The 18,259-nt window shown below is 60.5% G+C and carries 19 protein-coding genes; 17 read left to right on the plus strand and 2 right to left on the minus strand.

Annotation, left to right across the window (positions count from 1 at the left end; all coding sequences use genetic code 11):
• Positions 1-60: 60 nt before the first annotated feature.
• The 13 genes from AB7290_RS07585 (at position 61) to AB7290_RS07645 (ending at position 9,994) form a co-directional block, all read left to right on the plus strand.
• On the plus strand, positions 61-1,020 hold the full coding sequence (locus AB7290_RS07585) for a carbohydrate ABC transporter permease (protein ID WP_014492573.1): 960 nt from the start codon (positions 61-63) through the stop codon (positions 1,018-1,020).
• Complete coding sequence (locus AB7290_RS07590; RefSeq protein ID WP_028150087.1) at positions 1,017-1,970, plus strand: carbohydrate ABC transporter permease; 954 nt, start codon at positions 1,017-1,019, stop codon at positions 1,968-1,970. The genes AB7290_RS07585 and AB7290_RS07590 overlap by 4 nt, the downstream gene beginning before the upstream one ends.
• The gene (locus AB7290_RS07595; RefSeq protein ID WP_085400589.1) at positions 1,967-2,179 is read left to right on the plus strand and encodes a hypothetical protein; all 213 of its coding nucleotides are present in this window, start codon (positions 1,967-1,969) and stop codon (positions 2,177-2,179) included. Before AB7290_RS07590 ends, AB7290_RS07595 begins: the two co-directional genes overlap by 4 nt.
• Positions 2,180-2,185: 6 nt before the next feature.
• Positions 2,186-3,283 carry an ABC transporter ATP-binding protein gene (locus tag AB7290_RS07600; protein ID WP_063981215.1) on the plus strand — a complete coding sequence of 366 codons (1,098 nt, stop codon included), beginning with the start codon at positions 2,186-2,188 and terminating at the stop codon, positions 3,281-3,283.
• Positions 3,276-4,283 carry an ABC transporter ATP-binding protein gene (locus AB7290_RS07605; protein WP_354080112.1) on the plus strand — a complete coding sequence of 336 codons (1,008 nt, stop codon included), beginning with the start codon at positions 3,276-3,278 and terminating at the stop codon, positions 4,281-4,283. The genes AB7290_RS07600 and AB7290_RS07605 overlap by 8 nt, the downstream gene beginning before the upstream one ends.
• The gene (gene dhaL, locus AB7290_RS07610) at positions 4,280-4,894 is read left to right on the plus strand and encodes a dihydroxyacetone kinase subunit DhaL (RefSeq protein ID WP_063981217.1); all 615 of its coding nucleotides are present in this window, start codon (positions 4,280-4,282) and stop codon (positions 4,892-4,894) included. The genes AB7290_RS07605 and dhaL overlap by 4 nt, the downstream gene beginning before the upstream one ends.
• Positions 4,891-5,292: a dihydroxyacetone kinase phosphoryl donor subunit DhaM gene (gene dhaM / locus AB7290_RS07615; protein WP_028150082.1), complete on the plus strand. Its 402-nt coding sequence runs from the start codon at positions 4,891-4,893 to the stop codon at positions 5,290-5,292. Before dhaL ends, dhaM begins: the two co-directional genes overlap by 4 nt.
• Positions 5,285-5,599, plus strand: coding sequence for an HPr family phosphocarrier protein (locus tag AB7290_RS07620; protein WP_028150081.1), 315 nt, complete (start codon positions 5,285-5,287; stop codon positions 5,597-5,599). The genes dhaM and AB7290_RS07620 overlap by 8 nt, the downstream gene beginning before the upstream one ends.
• A 5-nt stretch (positions 5,600-5,604) precedes the next feature.
• Complete coding sequence (ptsP, locus tag AB7290_RS07625; protein WP_063981219.1) at positions 5,605-7,203, plus strand: phosphoenolpyruvate--protein phosphotransferase; 1,599 nt, start codon at positions 5,605-5,607, stop codon at positions 7,201-7,203.
• Positions 7,200-7,625, plus strand: a complete 426-nt coding sequence (locus AB7290_RS07630; protein WP_038932448.1) for a hypothetical protein — start codon at positions 7,200-7,202, stop codon at positions 7,623-7,625. The genes ptsP and AB7290_RS07630 overlap by 4 nt, the downstream gene beginning before the upstream one ends.
• 39 nt (positions 7,626-7,664) lie before the next feature.
• The gene (gene dhaK, locus AB7290_RS07635) at positions 7,665-8,654 is read left to right on the plus strand and encodes a dihydroxyacetone kinase subunit DhaK (protein WP_085400593.1); all 990 of its coding nucleotides are present in this window, start codon (positions 7,665-7,667) and stop codon (positions 8,652-8,654) included.
• A gap of 261 nt (positions 8,655-8,915) precedes the next feature.
• Positions 8,916-9,446, plus strand: coding sequence for a DUF1269 domain-containing protein (locus AB7290_RS07640; RefSeq protein WP_028150077.1), 531 nt, complete (start codon positions 8,916-8,918; stop codon positions 9,444-9,446).
• Positions 9,447-9,805: 359 nt separating this feature from the next.
• Positions 9,806-9,994, plus strand: a complete 189-nt coding sequence (locus AB7290_RS07645; protein WP_223153873.1) for a hypothetical protein — start codon at positions 9,806-9,808, stop codon at positions 9,992-9,994.
• A 517-nt stretch (positions 9,995-10,511) separates the two neighbouring features.
• On the opposite strand, the gene AB7290_RS07650 is transcribed toward AB7290_RS07645, so the two are convergent.
• Positions 10,512-10,703 (minus strand): hypothetical protein, encoded by a 192-nt coding sequence (locus AB7290_RS07650; protein WP_028150075.1) that lies wholly within the window; start codon positions 10,701-10,703, stop codon positions 10,512-10,514.
• Positions 10,704-11,542: 839 nt separating this feature from the next.
• Between AB7290_RS07650 and AB7290_RS07655 the strand changes: the two genes are divergently transcribed.
• Complete coding sequence (locus AB7290_RS07655) at positions 11,543-11,794, plus strand: hypothetical protein (protein WP_135215647.1); 252 nt, start codon at positions 11,543-11,545, stop codon at positions 11,792-11,794.
• A 2,243-nt stretch (positions 11,795-14,037) separates the two neighbouring features.
• Here AB7290_RS07655 and AB7290_RS07660 read toward each other — a convergent pair.
• Positions 14,038-15,669: a winged helix-turn-helix domain-containing tetratricopeptide repeat protein gene (locus AB7290_RS07660; protein ID WP_161495776.1), complete on the minus strand. Its 1,632-nt coding sequence runs from the start codon at positions 15,667-15,669 to the stop codon at positions 14,038-14,040.
• A 264-nt stretch (positions 15,670-15,933) separates the two neighbouring features.
• Here AB7290_RS07660 and AB7290_RS07665 point away from each other — a divergent pair, with 264 nt between their 5' ends.
• The 3 genes from AB7290_RS07665 (at position 15,934) to AB7290_RS07675 (ending at position 18,179) form a co-directional block, all read left to right on the plus strand.
• A complete protein-coding gene (locus tag AB7290_RS07665) occupies positions 15,934-16,710 on the plus strand; it encodes a hypothetical protein (protein ID WP_085399572.1) in 777 nt (258 codons plus the stop codon).
• 24 nt (positions 16,711-16,734) lie between these two features.
• The gene (locus tag AB7290_RS07670; RefSeq protein ID WP_085399573.1) at positions 16,735-17,574 is read left to right on the plus strand and encodes a DUF1194 domain-containing protein; all 840 of its coding nucleotides are present in this window, start codon (positions 16,735-16,737) and stop codon (positions 17,572-17,574) included.
• Positions 17,575-18,002: 428 nt separating this feature from the next.
• Positions 18,003-18,179 carry a hypothetical protein gene (locus AB7290_RS07675; RefSeq protein WP_166102911.1) on the plus strand — a complete coding sequence of 59 codons (177 nt, stop codon included), beginning with the start codon at positions 18,003-18,005 and terminating at the stop codon, positions 18,177-18,179.
• Positions 18,180-18,259 lie beyond the last annotated feature (80 nt).

Below are 18,259 nucleotides of genomic sequence, written 5' to 3' on the forward strand. Positions count from 1 at the left end.
TCGGTAGAACCCGTAGGCGTCGCATAGTCGACAATCGCGACGCCAGGATTGACCAAGGCCATGAACGATTTGAGCACTTCGTCGCAGATCACCTACCGGGCCGTCCCGATCCGACCAGGCGTGATACGTCGTATCCGCGGCCTTTCGGACCAGGCGCTCGCATGGCTCTTCATCACACCGACGATCGTGCTGCTGCTGGCGATCAATATCTTCCCGCTGGTATGGACGATCTACCTGTCATTTACCAACTACCGCGCCAATCGGCCGAACGCGCCGACGCTATGGCTGGGGACCGATTGGTACCAGTCGATCCTGACCGATCCGGATATCTGGGCGGCAATGCAGGTCACGGCGCATTTCGTGGTTTGGACCGTGCTGATCGAGACTGTGCTCGGATTCGGCCTTGCGTTCCTGATCGACAAGAAATTCCGTGGCCATGGCCTGTGGACCACGATCATTCTGTTGCCGATGATGCTCTCACCAGCGGTTGTCGGCAATTTCTGGACCTTCCTCTATCAGCCGCAGATCGGGCTGTTCAACTACGTGGTCGCCTTCTTCACGGGGCGCGGCGCTTCGTCGTTCCAGATGCTGGGAGACGTGACCCTCAGCCCGTGGGCCATCGTCATCGTCGACGCCTGGATGTGGACGCCTTACGTGATGCTGATTTGCCTGGCGGGGCTGCGGTCGATCCCGGATTACATTTATGAGGCAGCGGAGGTCGACCGCGCGTCGAATTGGCGGCAGTTCTGGTCGATCACGCTGCCGATGGCTCTGCCGTTCATCATGCTCGCGGTGCTCTTTCGCGGGATCGAGAATTTCAAGATGTTCGACATGGTCAACCTCCTGACCGGAGGAGGGCCGGGCTCGACCACGGAAGTCGCTTCGATCACACTGAAGCGCGCAGCCTTTGAGAGTTGGCGAACCGGCTATTCCTCGGCCTTCGCGATCATTCTGTTCGTGACAGTGTTTGGCCTTGCCAACATCTACGTCAAGGCGCTGAACCGGGTGAAAAGCAGATGAGCGCCTCAAATGCAGCCCACTCAGTCGTCGAACCGTCGACCGGCACTCGCCGCTTTGCCGGCCTGCTCGTCATACTCTATGCCATCATAACGATGGTTCCGCTGATATGGATCGTGCTCACCTCGTTCAAGTCGCCTGACGATGCGATCTCCTATCCGCCGAAGGTCCTCTTCAAGCCCTCCCTTGAAGGCTATTGCAATGTCTTCACAACACGCTCGCGTCAAACTCAGGAGTTTATCCAGACGCTGGGGCCGCCGCAGGGGCTTTGTGACAACATCGCGCGCAGCCGCAACATGGTTGTCGCCGGGCCGTCGAACTACGTGCCGCGCTTCATCAACTCGCTGATCATCGCCTTTGGCTCGACGGTGCTTGCCGTCGCGCTCGGTACGCTCTCGGCTTATGGTTTTTCGCGCTTCCGCGTGCCTCTCAAGGACGACCTCCTGTTCTTCATTCTGTCGACCAGAATGATGCCGCCAATCGCGGTCGCGATCCCGATCTACCTGATGTACCGGACCGTCGGGCTATCGGATACCCGTCTCGGGATGATCCTGCTCTACACTTCGGTGAACGTCTCGCTCGCTGTCTGGCTACTCAAGGGCTTCATCGACGAAATCCCGCGTGAATACGAAGAAGCGGCAATGATCGATGGCTATACGCGCTTTCAGGCGTTCGTGAAGGTGGTTCTACCGCAGGCGACGACGGGGATCGCGGCGACGGCGATTTTCTGCCTTATTTTTGCGTGGAACGAATACGCCTTTGCTGTGCTTCTGACCTCTGGCAACGCTCAGACCGCGCCCCCATTCATTCCGATCATCATTGGCGAAGGCGGCCAGGATTGGCCGGCCGTAGCCGCCGGCACGACGATCTTTCTTGTGCCGATCGTCGTGTTCACGGTGCTGCTTCGCAAGCATCTTCTGCGCGGGATTACCTTTGGGGCCGTTCGCAAATGAACCTTGATGTGAACACGTCAACGCCGCACGCCAGCCTGACGAGCAGAATGTTGCGGCGCGGTCCGCTCGAGGCCATCGCGACGGCGATCATTGCCGCAGGCGTGGTCATGCTGATGCAGCCGTTTTTTCTAACGCTTTATTCCTGGTCTTTCGCGGTCACTCTCTTTGGGACGGTGATGTTCATGATCGTCTCGAAGGTCCGGGAGTAGCGCTCGATGGCACAGATCAGGGTCGAAGCGCTCAACAAATCCTTTGGAGAGTTTCACGCAGTCAAGGGCGCGAGCTTTACGGTGGATGACGGACAGTTCCTTTGTCTGCTTGGGCCGTCCGGCTGCGGCAAAACGACAACGCTACGGATGATTGCAGGACTGGAATTGCCGACATCCGGCACGATCAGGCTCGACGGTGAGGACGTGACGATGAACCGTGCCTCGGCGCGAGATATCGCCTTCGTCTTCCAGCTATTTGCGCTCTATCCGCACATGAATGTCCGGCGCAATATCGGCTTTCCGCTTAAATGCGAGGGCATCGGAGCCGCGGAGTGCGACCGGCGCGTGGTGGAGGCCGCTCGGATCCTGCGTATCTCCCACCTCCTTGATCGGTCGGTTTCGACCCTCACCGGCGGCGACCGTCAGCGCGTCGCGCTTGGGCGGGCGATCGTCCGCAAGCCGAAGTGCTTCCTGATGGACGAGCCGCTCGGAGCGCTCGATACCGAGATGCGCGAGGCGATGATCCAGGAATTGCGCGCGCTGCATGACCGGCTTGGCGCGACCACCGTTTACGTCACGCATGATCAACTGGAGGCCATGGCAATGGCGGACCTGATTGCGGTGATGAACAACGGCGTGGTCGAGCAGATTGCGAGTCCGCGCGACATTTATGACCGGCCTGTTTCGCTCTTCGTCGCGGACTTTATCGGTTCTCCAGCGATGAATTTCCTGCCGTTTCGCGGCAGCCTGCAAGCCGGGGCGCAGGCGATCCGGCTCGGGGATCGCGACGTTGCGATACCCACCGCACGCGAGGCTCTGGTGGAGAGCGACCTTGTCCTGGGCGTCAGACCCGAGCATGTGCGTTTTTCCGATAGCGGCATGGTGCGGGGCGAGATCTATGGGTCGGAATATCTCGGCACGACGCAGATCGTGACGGTGACGACGCCTTACGGCGCTCTCAAGGCCCGCTCGCCCGCCAGCATGCCCTTTCGGATTGGGATGAATGTCGGGCTCGATTTTCGGCCCGATACGTTGTCGCTCTTCGACCAGGGGTCGGGACGGGCAATACGCACCGCATTGCACGAGGGAGGCAAGCATGGCTGACGTCGAGATCGGGGCGGTCTCCAAGGCGTTTGGCAAGACGCAAGCCGTCGTCGATCTGTCCCTCACCATTGGAGATGGCGAATTCGTTGCGTTGCTGGGGCCGACCGGCGCCGGCAAGACAACGACGCTGCGTCTCGTTGCCGGATTAGAGGCGCCCGACAGCGGCTCGGTCCGCATCGACGGACGCGATGTGACCAGTGATGCGCCGGCGGATCGTGACGTCGCCTTCGTATTCCAGCAATATTCGTTGTACCCGCATCTGACCGTGTTCGAGAACATGGCCTTTGCGCTACGCGCGCCGACTCGGCGCCTGCCGGAGGCCGAAATTCGCGCAAAGGTTGAACAGGTTGCGCGTCTTCTCCATATCGAGGCCAAGCTCCACAGCAAGGCGACCCAGTTGTCGGGCGGGCAGATGCAGCGCGTTGCGATTGGCCGCGCTCTGGTGCGCTCGCCCTCGATCTACCTGATGGACGAGCCGCTTTCTTCGCTCGATGCCAAGCTGCGCGGTGAAATGCGCCTGGAGCTTAAGCGCATCCAGATCGATCTCGGCGCGACGATCCTCTACGTCACCCACGATCAAACCGAGGCTATGACCATGGCATCGCGCATCGGCGTGATGGAGGCCGGGCGGCTGATGCAGATCGGCACGCCGCGCGAAATTTACGAGAACCCGGTCAACGCCTATGTCGCTGCCCGGCTCGGCCAGCCGATGATCAACCTGCTGCCGGCAACTCTATTTGCCGGCGTTCCGCCCGGCGTTAAGACGATTGGCGCTCGTACCGAGCACCTGGCGATCGCACGCAGCGGCGGGGACGTGTCGGCCACCGTCACGCGGGTCGAACATCTCGGCGACCAGAGCCATGTCCATCTCGATCTCGGTGGCCAACCTGTCGTGACGTTGGCGGACCCTGAGGCGAGGTTAGACGTCGGCGACGTCGTGTCGCTACGCCTTAACAGGCCGCTGTTCTTCGATGCGGCCGGCGGGAGGGTCGCGGCATGAGTCTCGATCGGACCTCTAGGGAGAATCTGGTGCGGGCGCTTGCGGAATCGGTGATCCAGCACGCCGACGAACTGACCAGCCTCGACCAGGCGATCGGTGACGGCGATCATGGGCTGAACATGAAACGCGGCTTCGAGGCCGTGCTCGCGACGTTGCCCGGCCTTGCGGACAAGTCTCTGCCAGAAATGCTGAAGTCGATCGGAATGACGCTGGTCATGAAGGTTGGCGGAGCTTCTGGGCCGCTGGTTGGCACCTTCTTCATGGAGTTGGGCAAGGCGCTTCCAGAGCAGCCAACACGCGCGGAGTTTGTCGCGGCTACGGATATGGCAATCAATGCCGTAAAGGCGCGCGGACGCTCGGAGGCAGGACAGAAAACCTTGCTGGATGTCCTGGTGCCCGTGCAAGCGGTATTGGCTGCAGGCGGCGATGCGCGGGCGATTGCGTTAGAAGCGGTGCAGGCGGCCGATCGCACGACGCCGATGCTCGCTATTCGCGGCAGGGCTTCTTTTCTCGGCGAACGCTCCATTGGTCACATGGACCCCGGTTCGCGCTCAACGTCCCTGTTGATCGGGGCTGCAGTCAAAGTATTGGAATTCGAGGCAAGGTCATGAACAATCCAAATGGCGGCAATGTCGGAATCGTTATCGTTTCACATTCCCCCAAGATAGCGGAAGGCGCGGCAGATATGGTGCGCCAGATGGTGGGCAATGCGGTGCCGCTCGCCTGGACCGGCGGCGATGTCGATGGAGGGCTCGGCACGAATGTTGCTGGAATCCTGGAGGCGATCGAGGCGGCGTGGTCCGCAGCAGGTGTGGCTGTGCTCGTTGATCTCGGTGGAGCGGAGACAAATTCCGAGATGGCGGTGGAAATGTTGGCTGAAGATCGAAGGGCGCGCGTCGTCGTCTGCAATGCTCCGGTGGTCGAAGGAGCGGTGATTGCAGCGACGGAATCCTCGGGTGGCTCATCGCTCGCAGCCGTCAAGCGTAGCGCGGAGGAATTCTATGCATGATGCCCACGCCAGCCGGGCAGGTGAGACGTCGGTGCCGCTGACCGCCTCGGCGGTTCTCGTCAACAAGGTCGGACTTCATGCGCGGCCGTCGGTCAAGCTCACGCAGTGTGCGAAGAGGTTTGCCGCAAAGATCGAACTCGCCCTCTCTGGAGACGGGCCTTGGACGGATGCCAAGAGTCCGGTGAAGGTGATGCGTGTAAAAGCTCCGCAGGGGGCGACGCTGCATTTCCGGGTCGCCGGACCGGACGGAGAGGTGGCGCTTGCTGCCATGCTTGCGCTTGTGCATGACGGTTTTGGTGAGGCTTAACGGCAGTGGCAGAGATCCAACTTATCGGCCGTGCCGCATCGCCGGGCCTCGCGTTCGGGCCGGTCGCCGTGCTGACTGCGGCCGTGGCGGGGCGAATGGCGAGCGAGGATCCGGAGCAGGAGGCTGCAGCGCTGCGGGCGGCGATTGGGGGGGCGAGGGCGCAACTCGCCGAGCAGATCAAGACGATTCAGAGTGAGGCGGCAGACATTCTGGAGTTCCAGGCCGCCATGTTGGAAGACGATGCACTCACAGATACGGCATATGAACTTATCGCGATCGGGATCGCTGCCGACCATGCCTGGCGCCGGGCGCTCGACCTAGAGATCGCCGGCTATCGCGCGGCTGAAGATGAATATTTCCGTGCCCGGGCCGTTGATATCGTTGACATCCGCGATCGCGTGCTTGCGCATCTGGGCGGTGTGGATGTTGTCGCCGGAATCGCGGGCGGTTCGATTGTTGCGGCTGAAGATATCACGCCTTCGACCTTTCTTGCGACTGACTGGTCGCAAGGCGGCGCGATCGCGCTGGCCAGTGGCTCACCTTCCTCGCATGTCGCCATGTTGGCGCGTGCGCGCGGGGCGCCGATGGTCGTTGGATTAGGTCCGTTGTCGTGGCATGGACAGCCACCAGTCTTGGCGCTGGTAGACGGCGACGCCGGAAGGGTCATCTTCGATCCGGAGCCGGAGACCATCCGTCTCTTTGAGCTGCGTATGGCGGCTGCGAAGGCCGAACTGGCTGTCGCCGAGGAGACCAGCCTTGCGCCTGCCTTCGTCGCCAATGGTCGGCGGATAGCGGTTCTGCTCAATGTCGCCGGGCCTGAAGACCTTGCAAACCTTGATTCCGCAATTTGCGACGGCATCGGCCTTGTACGCACGGAATTCCTGTTCGAGGCGGCCCACGGCCTGCCGGACGAGGAAACGCAATACAGGGTCTATCGAGACATTCTCGTCTGGGCCCAAGATAAGCCGGTGACGATCCGGACCTTGGATGCAGGCGGAGACAAGCAGGTTCCCGGTTTGACGGTCGAAGGTGAGAGCAATCCGTTTCTCGGCCTCCGCGGTATCCGCCTCTCGCTCGCGCGGCCGGAGGTGTTTCGCATGCAGCTCCGCGCGCTCTGCCGTGCGGCTGTCCATGGCACGCTGAAAGTGATGTTGCCCATGGTTGCGGTCCCGTCGGAATTGGACCGCGCGAACGAAATACTTGACGCGGAGTTCACAGCCCTCCAAGCGAAAGGAGTTGCCTGTGCTCGCCCGCCGCTCGGCATTATGGTCGAGGTTCCAGCGGCGGCGCTCTGTGCAGCGGATTTTGGCGCTGCATTTTATTCCATCGGTTCGAACGATCTAACCCAGTACACCATGGCGGCGGCGCGCGACATCGGCGCAGTCGCTGACCTCAATGATACCAGCAATCCGGCTGTGCTGGCACTGATAGCCGCGACCGTCGAGGCTGGGCTAAAGCGTGGCGTCGAGGTTTCGCTCTGTGGCGACGCCGCGGCCAACACTCACCTGACGGCGGCGCTGCTCGCGACCGGATTGACAACTCTGTCTGTGTCGCCGATTGCCGTCGCACGGCTCAAGGCCGCAATCGCAAAGGTGAGTTCATGAAGGACGATGTCGGCAAGGACACGCCCGGTGACAAGAATGTCGCAGAATACAAAATAATCCTGCGAAAGGTACTCGACAATCGGCCCTCGGGGACGCGCCTGAAGCTTGCGGCGGCGCTGGGCAAGAATCGTTCGTTCGTGAGTCAAATCACGAATCCGGCTTATCTGGTGCCGATCCCGGCGAAGCATGTCGCGGTCATCTTCGACGTCTGCCATCCGTCCAGCGCCGAGCGTGCGGCATTTCTCGATGCGTATGGCCGCGCGCACCCCGGAAGACTGCGCGCACCCCACCGCGAAGCGCGCACGCGTGTCATTACCGTGACCGTTCCTGAACTTGGTGACGACAAGAAGAATCGTGCGCTCGAGCAGCTCATCGTGGATTTAGCCGCGCAGCTCGCGCGCTTTGCGGAAAGCGTCGGTTAGCCATTGAATCGAACTTTAGACCGGACTGGGAGAACGCTCATGAAAAAGCTGATCAACAGCGCCGATACTGTACTCGAAGAAAGTCTTGACGGCCTCGCCGCAGCGCACGCGGATATCCTGCTTCTCGGCGCCGAGCGCAAATTTGTGCGCCGTCGCACGTTGAAACCGGGCAAGGTCGCGCTGATTTCGGGAGGCGGCTCGGGACATGAGCCGCTGCATGCGGGCTTTGTCGGCCTGGGCATGCTCGACGCGGCTTGTCCTGGCCAGGTCTTCACCTCGCCGACGCCAGATCAGATGATCGAGGCTGCGGAGGCCGTCGACACCGGCGCAGGTGTGCTGTTCATCGTCAAAAACTACGAAGGCGATGTGATGAATTTCACCATGGCAGCCGAGATGGCCGGCCGAGAAGTCGCAAGCGTGGTGACGAACGACGACGTGGCGGTCGAAAAGTCGACCTACACGACCGGTCGTCGCGGTGTCGCTGGAACGTTGATCGTGGAGAAAATGGTCGGCGCCGCTGCCGAGACCGGAATGCCGCTTGCCGCGCTCAAGGCGCTCGGCGATGAAGTCAACCGGCGTACGCGCTCGATGGGTGTAGCTCTATTGCCATGCACTGTGCCGGCCGCCGGACGGCCAAATTTCACGTTGGCCGACGATGAAATGGAAATGGGCGTCGGCATTCATGGCGAGCCTGGCCGGCGCAGGGTACCGTTGGCTTCCGCCGATGCGATCGCCGCCGAGGTGCTCGACGCGATCCTGAAGGATCTTGCGCCGAGCAAGGGCAGTGAAGTGCTGCTTCTCATTAACGGATTTGGTGCGACGCCTCTGATCGAACTCTATCTGATGGTCAATGCCGCAAAGCGGACTCTGGATCGCGCGGGGATCACGGTGACGCGCTTCCTGACCGGTTCCTACGTCACATCCCTCGACATGGCCGGTGTCTCGATCACCGTATCTGTGCTCGATCGCAAAGCCACGGCATTATGGGATGCCCCGGTGCAGACCGCAGCTCTGCGTTGGGGCGTCTGATTTCCGCGCGCGGCTCATTTTTTGCTGCAATCGCAAATCTGCGTCGTGTGGGGAGAGGCGTTAGCGGTCTCCTGACTCGTACCCTGACGCCTCATCTTGTCGGTTCTCGCGAGCCGGTCCGCCCGTGCCGGGTGTGCCCGCCGCCTCCCGTTGTGCCCGGAGCGCCGTCATCCGCTATCCGTAGCGGCTTGCCTGTCCCGCGCGACCGGGCGCATCCTCTCTCGCATGGGCAGCAATCGTTCGAGTAGAGGAGCAGAACAGATGAGCGACCTTGTCGTAATTGCATTTCCAACCGAGGCGAAGGCGGAGGAAGTTCGTCAAAAATTGCTGGCCATGCAGAAGGAGTATTTGATCGAACTCGGCGATGCCGTGATCGCGGTGAAAGACAGCAACGGAAACATCAAACTAAATCAACTGATCAATACCACGGCTGCTGGTGCGGCTACTGGCGCCTTTTGGGGCACGCTGATTGGCCTGATCTTTTTGATGCCGCTTGCTGGTGCTGCCCTTGGCGTCGCGTCCGGCACACTCAGCGGATATTTAACGGATGTCGGCATCAACGATAAATGGATGAAAGAGACCGCTGCCGCCGTTCAACCCGGAACCGCAGCGCTCTTCGTACTGGTGCGCAAAGTCACGGCAGACAAGGTTCTTGAGAGGCTAAAAGGCGAAGGCGGCACGGTGCTAAAGACTTCTCTCGACCACACTAAGGAAGCCGCCTTGCAAGCGGCGCTGGCGGAGGTCAAAGCGGCGGTACCGGCGGCTTCGCCTCCTGATTTGCCGGGCGCTTGAAACGATGGCGACCGCCTGCCGACGACCGCTCTCGGCATTACCGCAGCCCTCTCTGGCCCAGTGACGCCGCGCCGGGTGCGGTCATTGGTGCAGTTCCGGGTCCTTTGTGAGGGCCAGAGGCAAGTGCCGGGACCGCGCGACCGCGCCGTATGAATATATTTGCAATTCATCATACCGCGTTAAATTTAGTGCGATCCGTTCACGTGCCTGAGCCCGAGGCACAGCGTTGACCTAGATCAAACCATTGATGGCGGTGACGTTCTTCTGAACGGAGAGGGCCGCCGGGTGAGTGTTCGGCTGGGCTTGTTCTTTAATTCCCAGGATTTTGATCTATTTCGCCAAATGCGTGAGGGATGCAGATGTCGGACAATCCCATCGACGTGATCGAAGCCGCCATTCGCTCCGCCTTCACCAGTTACCCAAAGGAAGACGACCCGGATTGGAGAAGTCCGCACTGGATCAAGTCTGAAGAGTGCACGCACTTGGCACAGGGCATACTGCTGGAATTGCACGCAAACGGATTTGAAATCGTGAAGAGGCAGACCTGATAGATCGGCGGCGGGCCCGCGCAATTGGTCATTTGAAGTGACCAGATCTCGCGACGTGACACAGGCTCGACCCAGGCGGCCAAGGCGCGCCGCTCGACCGGCACCTTGCGGGCGTTACCATTCTTGCCCGTGCGCTTCCCAACTGCGACAGATGTCGCAGTTGATTTCTTTCGCTCGAACCTTCGTTGCGGCATCGCCTCTGCGCCAGTGCCGCCGGCCGCACCGCCTCGACCGCCTCGATCACGCCAGCGGCGCGTGGGAAAGGGAGGGAGAGCTTAAATGGAGCGGGGCTGATGGCAAGAGCGGTCAGACGCGAACCAACGATGCCCCTATTTGCTTTCCGGGGTCCCTCGGAGACCAGGGCCAAACCGGGGGTGATCGATTGTCGCACTTGCGCCACATCGCGCGCCGCCTTTGTGTACGGGACCGCATAAAAATTAAACCAGGAATGCGCGATGGCAAAAATCCTCGTTGGCGTTGTTGCGATGCGCCGAACAACGTACGCTCGGCGAGCGGCTCAGGCTGTATGTCGAAGAGAACTTCCATAATGCTTGAAGAAGTTATCAAGCTTCACTGGTTCGCCGGTATCTCGCCAGAACAGTCTTTTACCGAGGCTGGCCGCCACTGCGAGGCGGTGGTGGCCGCCGATTAAAGTATGGTCATCGGATGCTGTTGCGATGATCTCGCCGTCTTCGTCCACGATTTTCATGTGCTGCCTCCAATCCAGCGTGCGGCCAGGCCGCCGCGATGGTGCGCAATCTATCTAACCTTTTGCGGGCTCTGGGCGTTCCAACCCATGAAGATCACGGCTTCCGTATTCGACATGCGCCACATCGCCGCCCTTTGTGTACCAACTGGCAAGGTACCAACTGGCAAGGCCCGATTGCGGAGGGCGCGCGCCAGCACTCGACGGTCCCGGACCTGGAAGCCGCCCGGCGATGACAAATGGGCAAATTGTTTGTTGTGGATCAATTCCAAGGTGCCCAGACAGTCGTACGCTGCGCCGAAAACGAGGGAGGTTCCACATGGCATCAATCTTCTCGACGCCCCATCCAGAAAAATGCCCTCAATGTGGTTCTGGGTTGGTCCATCTAGAGTGGCGTGAGCGCGTCAATGCCCAAGAAATCCATGACCTTTGGCGCTGCTTTAACTGCAAAAGCGAGTTTGTCACCGCCGCCACTCCTGATGAGAGAGAACCCTCGGTCGTCGAGATAACCAAGCCCTTCTTTACGAGCCTAATAGTCTAATCGACTGGCGTGGCTCGCGCTTTACTTGACGCCTTGACCGCCGACGCGCGCCGTTCGGCGGAGATCGTGCGGCGTGAAGCGCTTGAGGCCCAATAAATCACAGAGCCGGGGCGTCTTGCTCTTGTCCTCGTTCCGGCGCCAAACGCCACTCTTTGCGACGATTGGGCAAATAGGTCCTTGCCGTTACCTACTGTGAGCTTCGTCAGGCAGGATGCGAACGAGCAAGCGCATCCGGTCCTCCACTGGCCCAGGAAACAGGCTAAGGTCGCAGCCCCCATCAAGGGTCAAAAGGACAAGCTCGATGACCACAATCAAGTTCTTGGCGACTGGATTGATCGCGATCACCGTCCTTACAACGACCGCCGTGGCTCGCGAGAAATTCGCAGCCGGGCCAACGCGCATCACGGTGTACGGCAAGCCCTGTCATATATTCAATACCGGCCCCGGCGGCTGCTGGATTGTCTGGGAGGGCATTCCAATATGGTTCGGTCCGTCGGTCCGGGGCGTGCCCGGTCGCATTTGCGACAATGGCGACAATCCGAGGATATGTTGAGATGCGGACGATAGGAGGTGCGCAGCGGTATCCGAGGCAATCGCTGCGCGGTTCGGCCCTCGGCGGCGTCGGTCAGCGCGGTGGCGGCGAGAAGTACGCGCGGGTGCTTGTGCTCGCGTTTTGGCACCGTCTCGCTGAAGTGCCGGATCGCATCGGGCAACGTGATGAGCTCGGTGCCGCTGGGCAGCACGATCCGAGTGTCAAAGCGGCGTAAGCAACCATCGGATTCAGCCATGCTGACGCCAGTCCGACGGTATCCGTTCGCCGCAATCAAAGCGCGCGTATTTCTCGCGAGTCCACGCCTCATGAACGCGCGAGGCCCGGAAATTGGCCTCTGTGCTTTTGGGCAGATATTCGCTCCATGCCACCTCGAACGCCGCACGGGAGCCGCCTCGAACGACGGCGCCGAGCCTTTGCAGTGCTCGCCGGGCTTCGAGCCGGGATAGAAGCCGCACTGCCATTGCCAAACCTCGGACGAGTCTGGGGTTTCCGACGGCTTTGCTATGCTGCCGACGTGATGTCGTCAGAGTGGATGTGCCAGCAATCGCTGCGGTGCGGATCGCGCCGGCGGGTGAGGACGGGCATAGGCGCATTTAAGCGGGGCCGGCAAGGTGCGGCGACCCGGATTGGCCGCGCCCGCTACTGGTCGAACGGCCCCTTCCAATCTGTAAAGTCGTATACGGCCCACCATCGATGCAGTGTCTGCCCGCACGCTTTGCAATCGAAGCGCCCGCTTGCCACGACCGGCCGCCTTATTTGGATAGCGCTGTGAAGCGCCCCGCAAAACAAGCAACTAAAAAAGACACGCATTGGTCATCGATCCCCGGTCGAAGTGCACCCCGTGCGTTGGGCCAACTGGGTCGCCATAGTAAAAAGGGCAGTTTGTATCTTGGCAGTTCAGGCCAAATATTTGTGAGTTCGCGCCAACGAGGGTCCTTGGTCGCGATGCGGCGCGGTGGGCCCAGGGTGCAGTGAGTGCACATAATTCACAAAGGACAAAAGGCCCGGCTGGGCCGGGCCCCATTGCACGCCACTCGCGTCGGTGACTTGTGAATTCAGAGGCCAAAGGACCAACCGATTGCGAGACGCTGGCTCACTGGCGAATCAGTACCGTAATTTGTCGACACAATTGAGGCCAACGACGGTCGTCCCCGAGCATCTCAAGCTCGGCACTCTGCGGCAGTCGCGGCCATGGCAGCGATCCTCACGGCCTATCCCTTCGGCGGCTGCAATTCCCCAGCAAACCACCTGGCGACCTCGGGCGACGTGATCGGATCGGCTTCCTCGCAATGCAAGCATGTCGGCCGGAGTGGGCCCTTGCCATCCGGTCGCGCTATCAGGACTAGCGGCTTGCCGCAACGCGCACAATTTAAGGTTTTAGATATCCCGTCCATCGCCTCATTATGGCGCGTGGAACCGGAGAGTCCAGATATTGATGGCGAGCTCCGCGACTGACACGCACACAAATTCGCGAACGCCTCATCAGGCTACCGCATCGTCCAGCCACAGTTCGAGCAGCGCGCGATCTGCGTCGCATCCCCTCGGCCGCCAAGAGCACCTGGGCGCGCGCAGGCGCGGCATGCACCGGCGGCAGGTCGGTGCCGGCGAGCGGCGGCACGGTTTTCGGCAACGAATACTTTCCTGACCTCTCGGCGAGCAGGAAGTCGATCCGTGTCCGAACCGCAAACGAGGAAATTGAACTTTGTCTGATACTACAATTTAGCGAGTTTACCTTTAGCTAGAGTGTACGCGAATGGCGGAGCCTAAGCCGACCTCGCCGAAAGAAAGCTGCCACAAAATGAAGACTGCTTCGGACTCATACTCCTGCAGGAGGTGATTTTGGCAACTACACTTGGGGATGTCCTCTACAGGTTTTTCTGGGCGGTAGAGCAAGCATGGATGACGCTTATTGCGGCTGGCTTCGCCTGGGATCGAATCAACATCTATCTAGCAATGGTTGGCCTGGGCCTAGCGGCGGCGTCTTGGCTGATCGGGTACGCGCTTCGATACGTTCTCACGGGCGGAGATGATGTCATGTCGAAATTGAAGAGAGACAGTTGAATAAAGGCCACTTCAGTTGGTAGCTTCTGGACGTCGCCTGTTGGCGGCCCTTAGAACGAGCTGACACCGGCCTCAAACGGCAAAGCGACGCGGATCACTCCATCCGGAACAGCCTCGAAGCCTCTTCTGCGCCGAAAAAGGCCAACTTGGAATGATCACATCAGGTTCACGCGCCTGAAGCTTTACTGGGCCATTGCCGAGGTGTTGCTCTTGCGAAGTCTGTCGAGGTCCTCATCAACCGCCAGAGCCATCGGCGTATTCCGCGGCGTCATCCGGTACGTCTGCAAAGAGGGTGCGGCCGCGACCAAAGCGGGCCACGCCGCCTCGGCGTCGGCGGCATGGCCGGTACGAATAAGCGACGATAGCCAGACCGCCTTGCAGACACCTATCGCAGGTGTTCGATCCATACATTCGCGGGCGAAACGCAGCGCATCCTCGTAATCCTGCACGGAATAGCGCAGCCTTGCCCCGTAGAGCGCGTAGTGTGCTGGGCGTACCGGGTTCCAGGAGATCGCCTTCTCGAAGGCTTCAATCGCTGCCTGGGTTCGACCGGCATAATGCAATGCACCGGCAAGGACGACCCAGTTGTCCGGATCGCCAGGGCCGAGCTCGATCGCCCGCTCGGCCGCGCTCACCGCTGACTCAGGGTCCTGACCTGCGTCGGTTACTAAGGAAAGCACTCGCCACGAACTGGCACGCAGCGGGTCCAGCGCAATCGCGCGCCTGACGTCGGCGATCGCCTGCGGCAAGTCCTGATGACTGAGCCCAGGATCGTGATGGCCAAAAATCAGCATCTTCTTCACCAGTCCGAGTCCCGTCCACGCGGGCGCGTAGTTCGGATCAAGGCGGACCGCCAGTTCGAGTTCCTGCCGCGCTTGGCGGAGGCTCTCGGAACTTGGTGCCATGGTCAGCGCAAGCGTGCGCAGCACGCGCGCATGCACATCAAGCGAGGCCGGCGCGCGGCTCCGTAACGCCGCCCGGTCCGACTCGCGCACGGTTGCACCAAGCGAGGCGCTGATCCGAGAGATCAACGTTTCAGTAACGTCGGGCAGGTCCTGCGCAGTGGGCTCGAACCGGCCGCTCCAGACGATGCGGTTGTTGCCGGAATCGATCAATTGCACGTGGAGCTGCAGCCGGTCGCCGCGTCTCTCTGCGCTGCCATCCACAAGGTAGCGAGCGCGGGTCATCGCGGCGATCTGGGCCGGCGACAGGTTCTTGCCGCTAAGCTCGGCTGTGGCGAGGGTTGAGACGATGTGCAGGTCGGGGTTGCGCGCAAGTTCGGAGGCAATCATGTAGGCTAATCCGTTGCCGTCCGGACTGCCTTCCTGAGAGGTGTTGAGTACGCGCAGGGGTAGAACCGCAACGTCGGCCACCATCCTGTTGTGTACCTTGGGGGGCCCGGAGCCGGCGCCGAGCAGTAGAAGTTGCCAGACCAGCACGATCGCGACTGCCACCATCGCAAGAGCGGCGGCCAGGCGATAGAATCTTCGCACATCGCGCGGCGCCGTGTCGGCTGCGTCAACGATCAGAAGGTAACCACGTCGTGGCATCGTCCGCACGACTTGCTGCCGGCTGTCACCGAGCGCGCGCCGGATCTCGACCACGCATTGCACGAGCGAGTCGTCGGTGACCGAAACGCCCGGCCACACTCGCGCACCGAGATCGAGTTTTGTAACCAGCTCTCCGGGACGGCGCCCCAATTCAAGCAACACTGCCAGAGCCTGAGGCCGCAGCTCAACGGCCTGGCCGTGCCGGTCAAATAACTGCGCCTGATCCAAATTGAGCGTGTATCCGTTCAGCCGCAGGCAGGTCATGCGCACACCTCCCGCCATTGATCTTAGCGGACCGGAAAGTGCGTCTCAAGGCAGCGGCAGAGCCCGATTTCGTCCTTTATCGTGCCTTTTCGTACGGTTTTCCCGCAGACCTGCACTACGTTGACAACCGGAGAGCCGCTGCCCTGAGCCCGCGGTAACCGAATAACGCGATGCCGAGAAAGCTGCACCGCGCTCACAGGGCGCGAAGTGTGTGTCCAGTGCGCAACAGTAAACGGTGGTCTCTTTCTTCTCGCGAGATTGCAAATGCGGAAGAGGTTTTCGATAGCCATCACAGCGGGAAGGGCGCATTGCGGCGGAGTCGACCGTCATTCGCGCGCGCGCCGGGGCAGCCGTTACTTCGTTGTGGCGATACTGTGCGCGGCCTGCATCGTTCAGTTCGCAACCAATCCAGCGCGGGCTCAATGCACGGCTCGCGATGTCTTGCAAAACCAGCTGAAGCTCAAGACGCGCCCCGCCGAAGTGTCCCAGCAACTCATTCAGTCCGGCCGCGATGTGGCGACATGGAAGACCATCACCATTGGTACCTTCGCTGATCCGCTTGGACTGCGCAATAAACTGGACGGCATGGGCTGCGGTATCGGTGGGCAGGCCGCTGAAATACTTGCTCGACCGACATTCATGCTTGGCTCTCGCACGACAGACGTGGAGCTTGTCCTCGTATCGCCAGCCCAGCTTGGATTCACGTCCGATACTGTGACCTTGGCCGATGTTTACGCGCGTGCTCGACAGCTCGGCTTCGAACTCGCGGCAGCCGAAGTCGGTCCGCAATTGCGCATCCAATATCTTGACCAGCCTATCGGCGAATTTCTCATCATCGGAATGGAGCCAATCAAGACGTGGAGTGGCGAGCCGATGGTTCTGAATGTAGCAAATGGCGGCGCCGGATTGATCCTCATCGGCCAGGACGGCAAAGCCGCCTCCGAAATACATGTGACATCTCGGTTCGTCTTCGCGCGCTCGCATCAATCCGCACCCGGCACTGGACCGATCGATCAGGCAGCGGCGTTTCTGCCACCATGAAGAGGAACCAGCAGCGAGGCCACCATGCTTCATCGTGTCTCCATCGCAGCGGCATTGATCGCCGGAGTGATCGCCGGAGGTGAAGTCGCCAACACGGCCGCCCTCAATTCGGGGTACCGAGTGGTTGCCGGCAGCGAGCAGCCATCGGTTGATGTCGAACTCGTTCTTGCTGTTGATGTCTCCTATTCAATGGATCCTGGCGAGCTTTTGCTTCAGCGCGAGGGTTACGCGGAGGCCATCGTTTCCAACGAATTTCTCCAGGCGCTCAAGGCCGGGCCGAACCGAAGGTTGGCCCTGGTCTATGTGGAATGGTCTGGACCGAACGATCAGAAAATCATCGTGCCGTGGAGATTGATCGACAGCCGCGAATCTGCAGCTGTGGTGGCGGCGGAAATCGCGAAAGCGCCGGTTCGCACGGGCTCACGCACCTCGATCTCTGGCGCGATAAATTTCGCATTGCCGCTGTTCGATGCGGATCCGTATCGTGGACTGCGGCGTGTGATCGACGTTTCCGGCGATGGCGTGAACAACGACGGAAGCCCAGTTACCATCGCACGTGATGCGGCGCTGGCAAGGGGCATTACCATCAACGGATTGCCGATCATGCTCGAAGGAAGGCTTCCGTCGCAAATGGACATCGACGACCTCGATCTCTATTACGAGGATTGTGTGATTGGCGGGTCAGGCTCGTTTATGGTGACGATCAGAAGCCGTGATGGGTTCAAGGAGGCGATCCGAACAAAGCTCGTGCTCGAGGTTGCCGGCGGCGTGCCCAGGGACCGGATCGTTTCGGTGACCGAAAGGGAGCCGCGAATATCCTGCCTTATTGGTGAGGCAATATGGGCGAAACGAAGCCGGTGGTGAGCGCTTCGGTACCTTTTGGAAGGCGCACAGTTCGATCCGCGTTGAACGAGCGTAGTACGTCTGCTCATGGCCCTCAGCCGACATAATTGGCGTTATGGCTGACTTCCGCTTTACCGGAGATGTCCGACTTCATCATCAAATGCGGAAACCGCTTCCGTCGACCGGAAAGGCAAGGATCGTGGATGCTGTCACCTCCCACTCATCAGCAGGCGAGCTTGCCTGACACCCTCGCGGGCCGTGCACGAACGAAAAGAGCACGTATCCGGTGTGGTCGTCGCGCTGGGGGTAGCGAAGCACGCTCCGTGCTGTTGTATTGGCGCGGCAGCTTCGGGCCTGGTGACCCGGAACGGACCTCGTCAAGCGAACGCGGCCGTTGCAGACGATCGGTACAGCGCGTACCGTCGCCGATGCCGATACAAGGAGCCCCAATGACTGATCGAGAAAAGATTCTGATTGCCCTTGGCGAAAAGCCTCTGAAGGTTTTCGAAATCATGAAGCGCGTGAACATAAAGCATGAGGACGATTGCCAATCGCTCTTGTTGAAGATGCGTGACGACGGCGCCGTGAAGTTCGATATTCACAAGGGATATTGGCTCGCTGTCTGACAATTTTCGCTTGATCACCAGCGGCTGGTAGAGTTGCTTGCAAGTTTCCTTAGCGAAGAGAAGACTAGCCGCGTTCAACG

The organism is Bradyrhizobium sp. 613_E4_N2_2, assembly GCF_052075995.1.
In the GTDB taxonomy this organism is placed as follows: Bacteria; Pseudomonadota; Alphaproteobacteria; order Rhizobiales; family Xanthobacteraceae; genus Bradyrhizobium; species Bradyrhizobium barranii.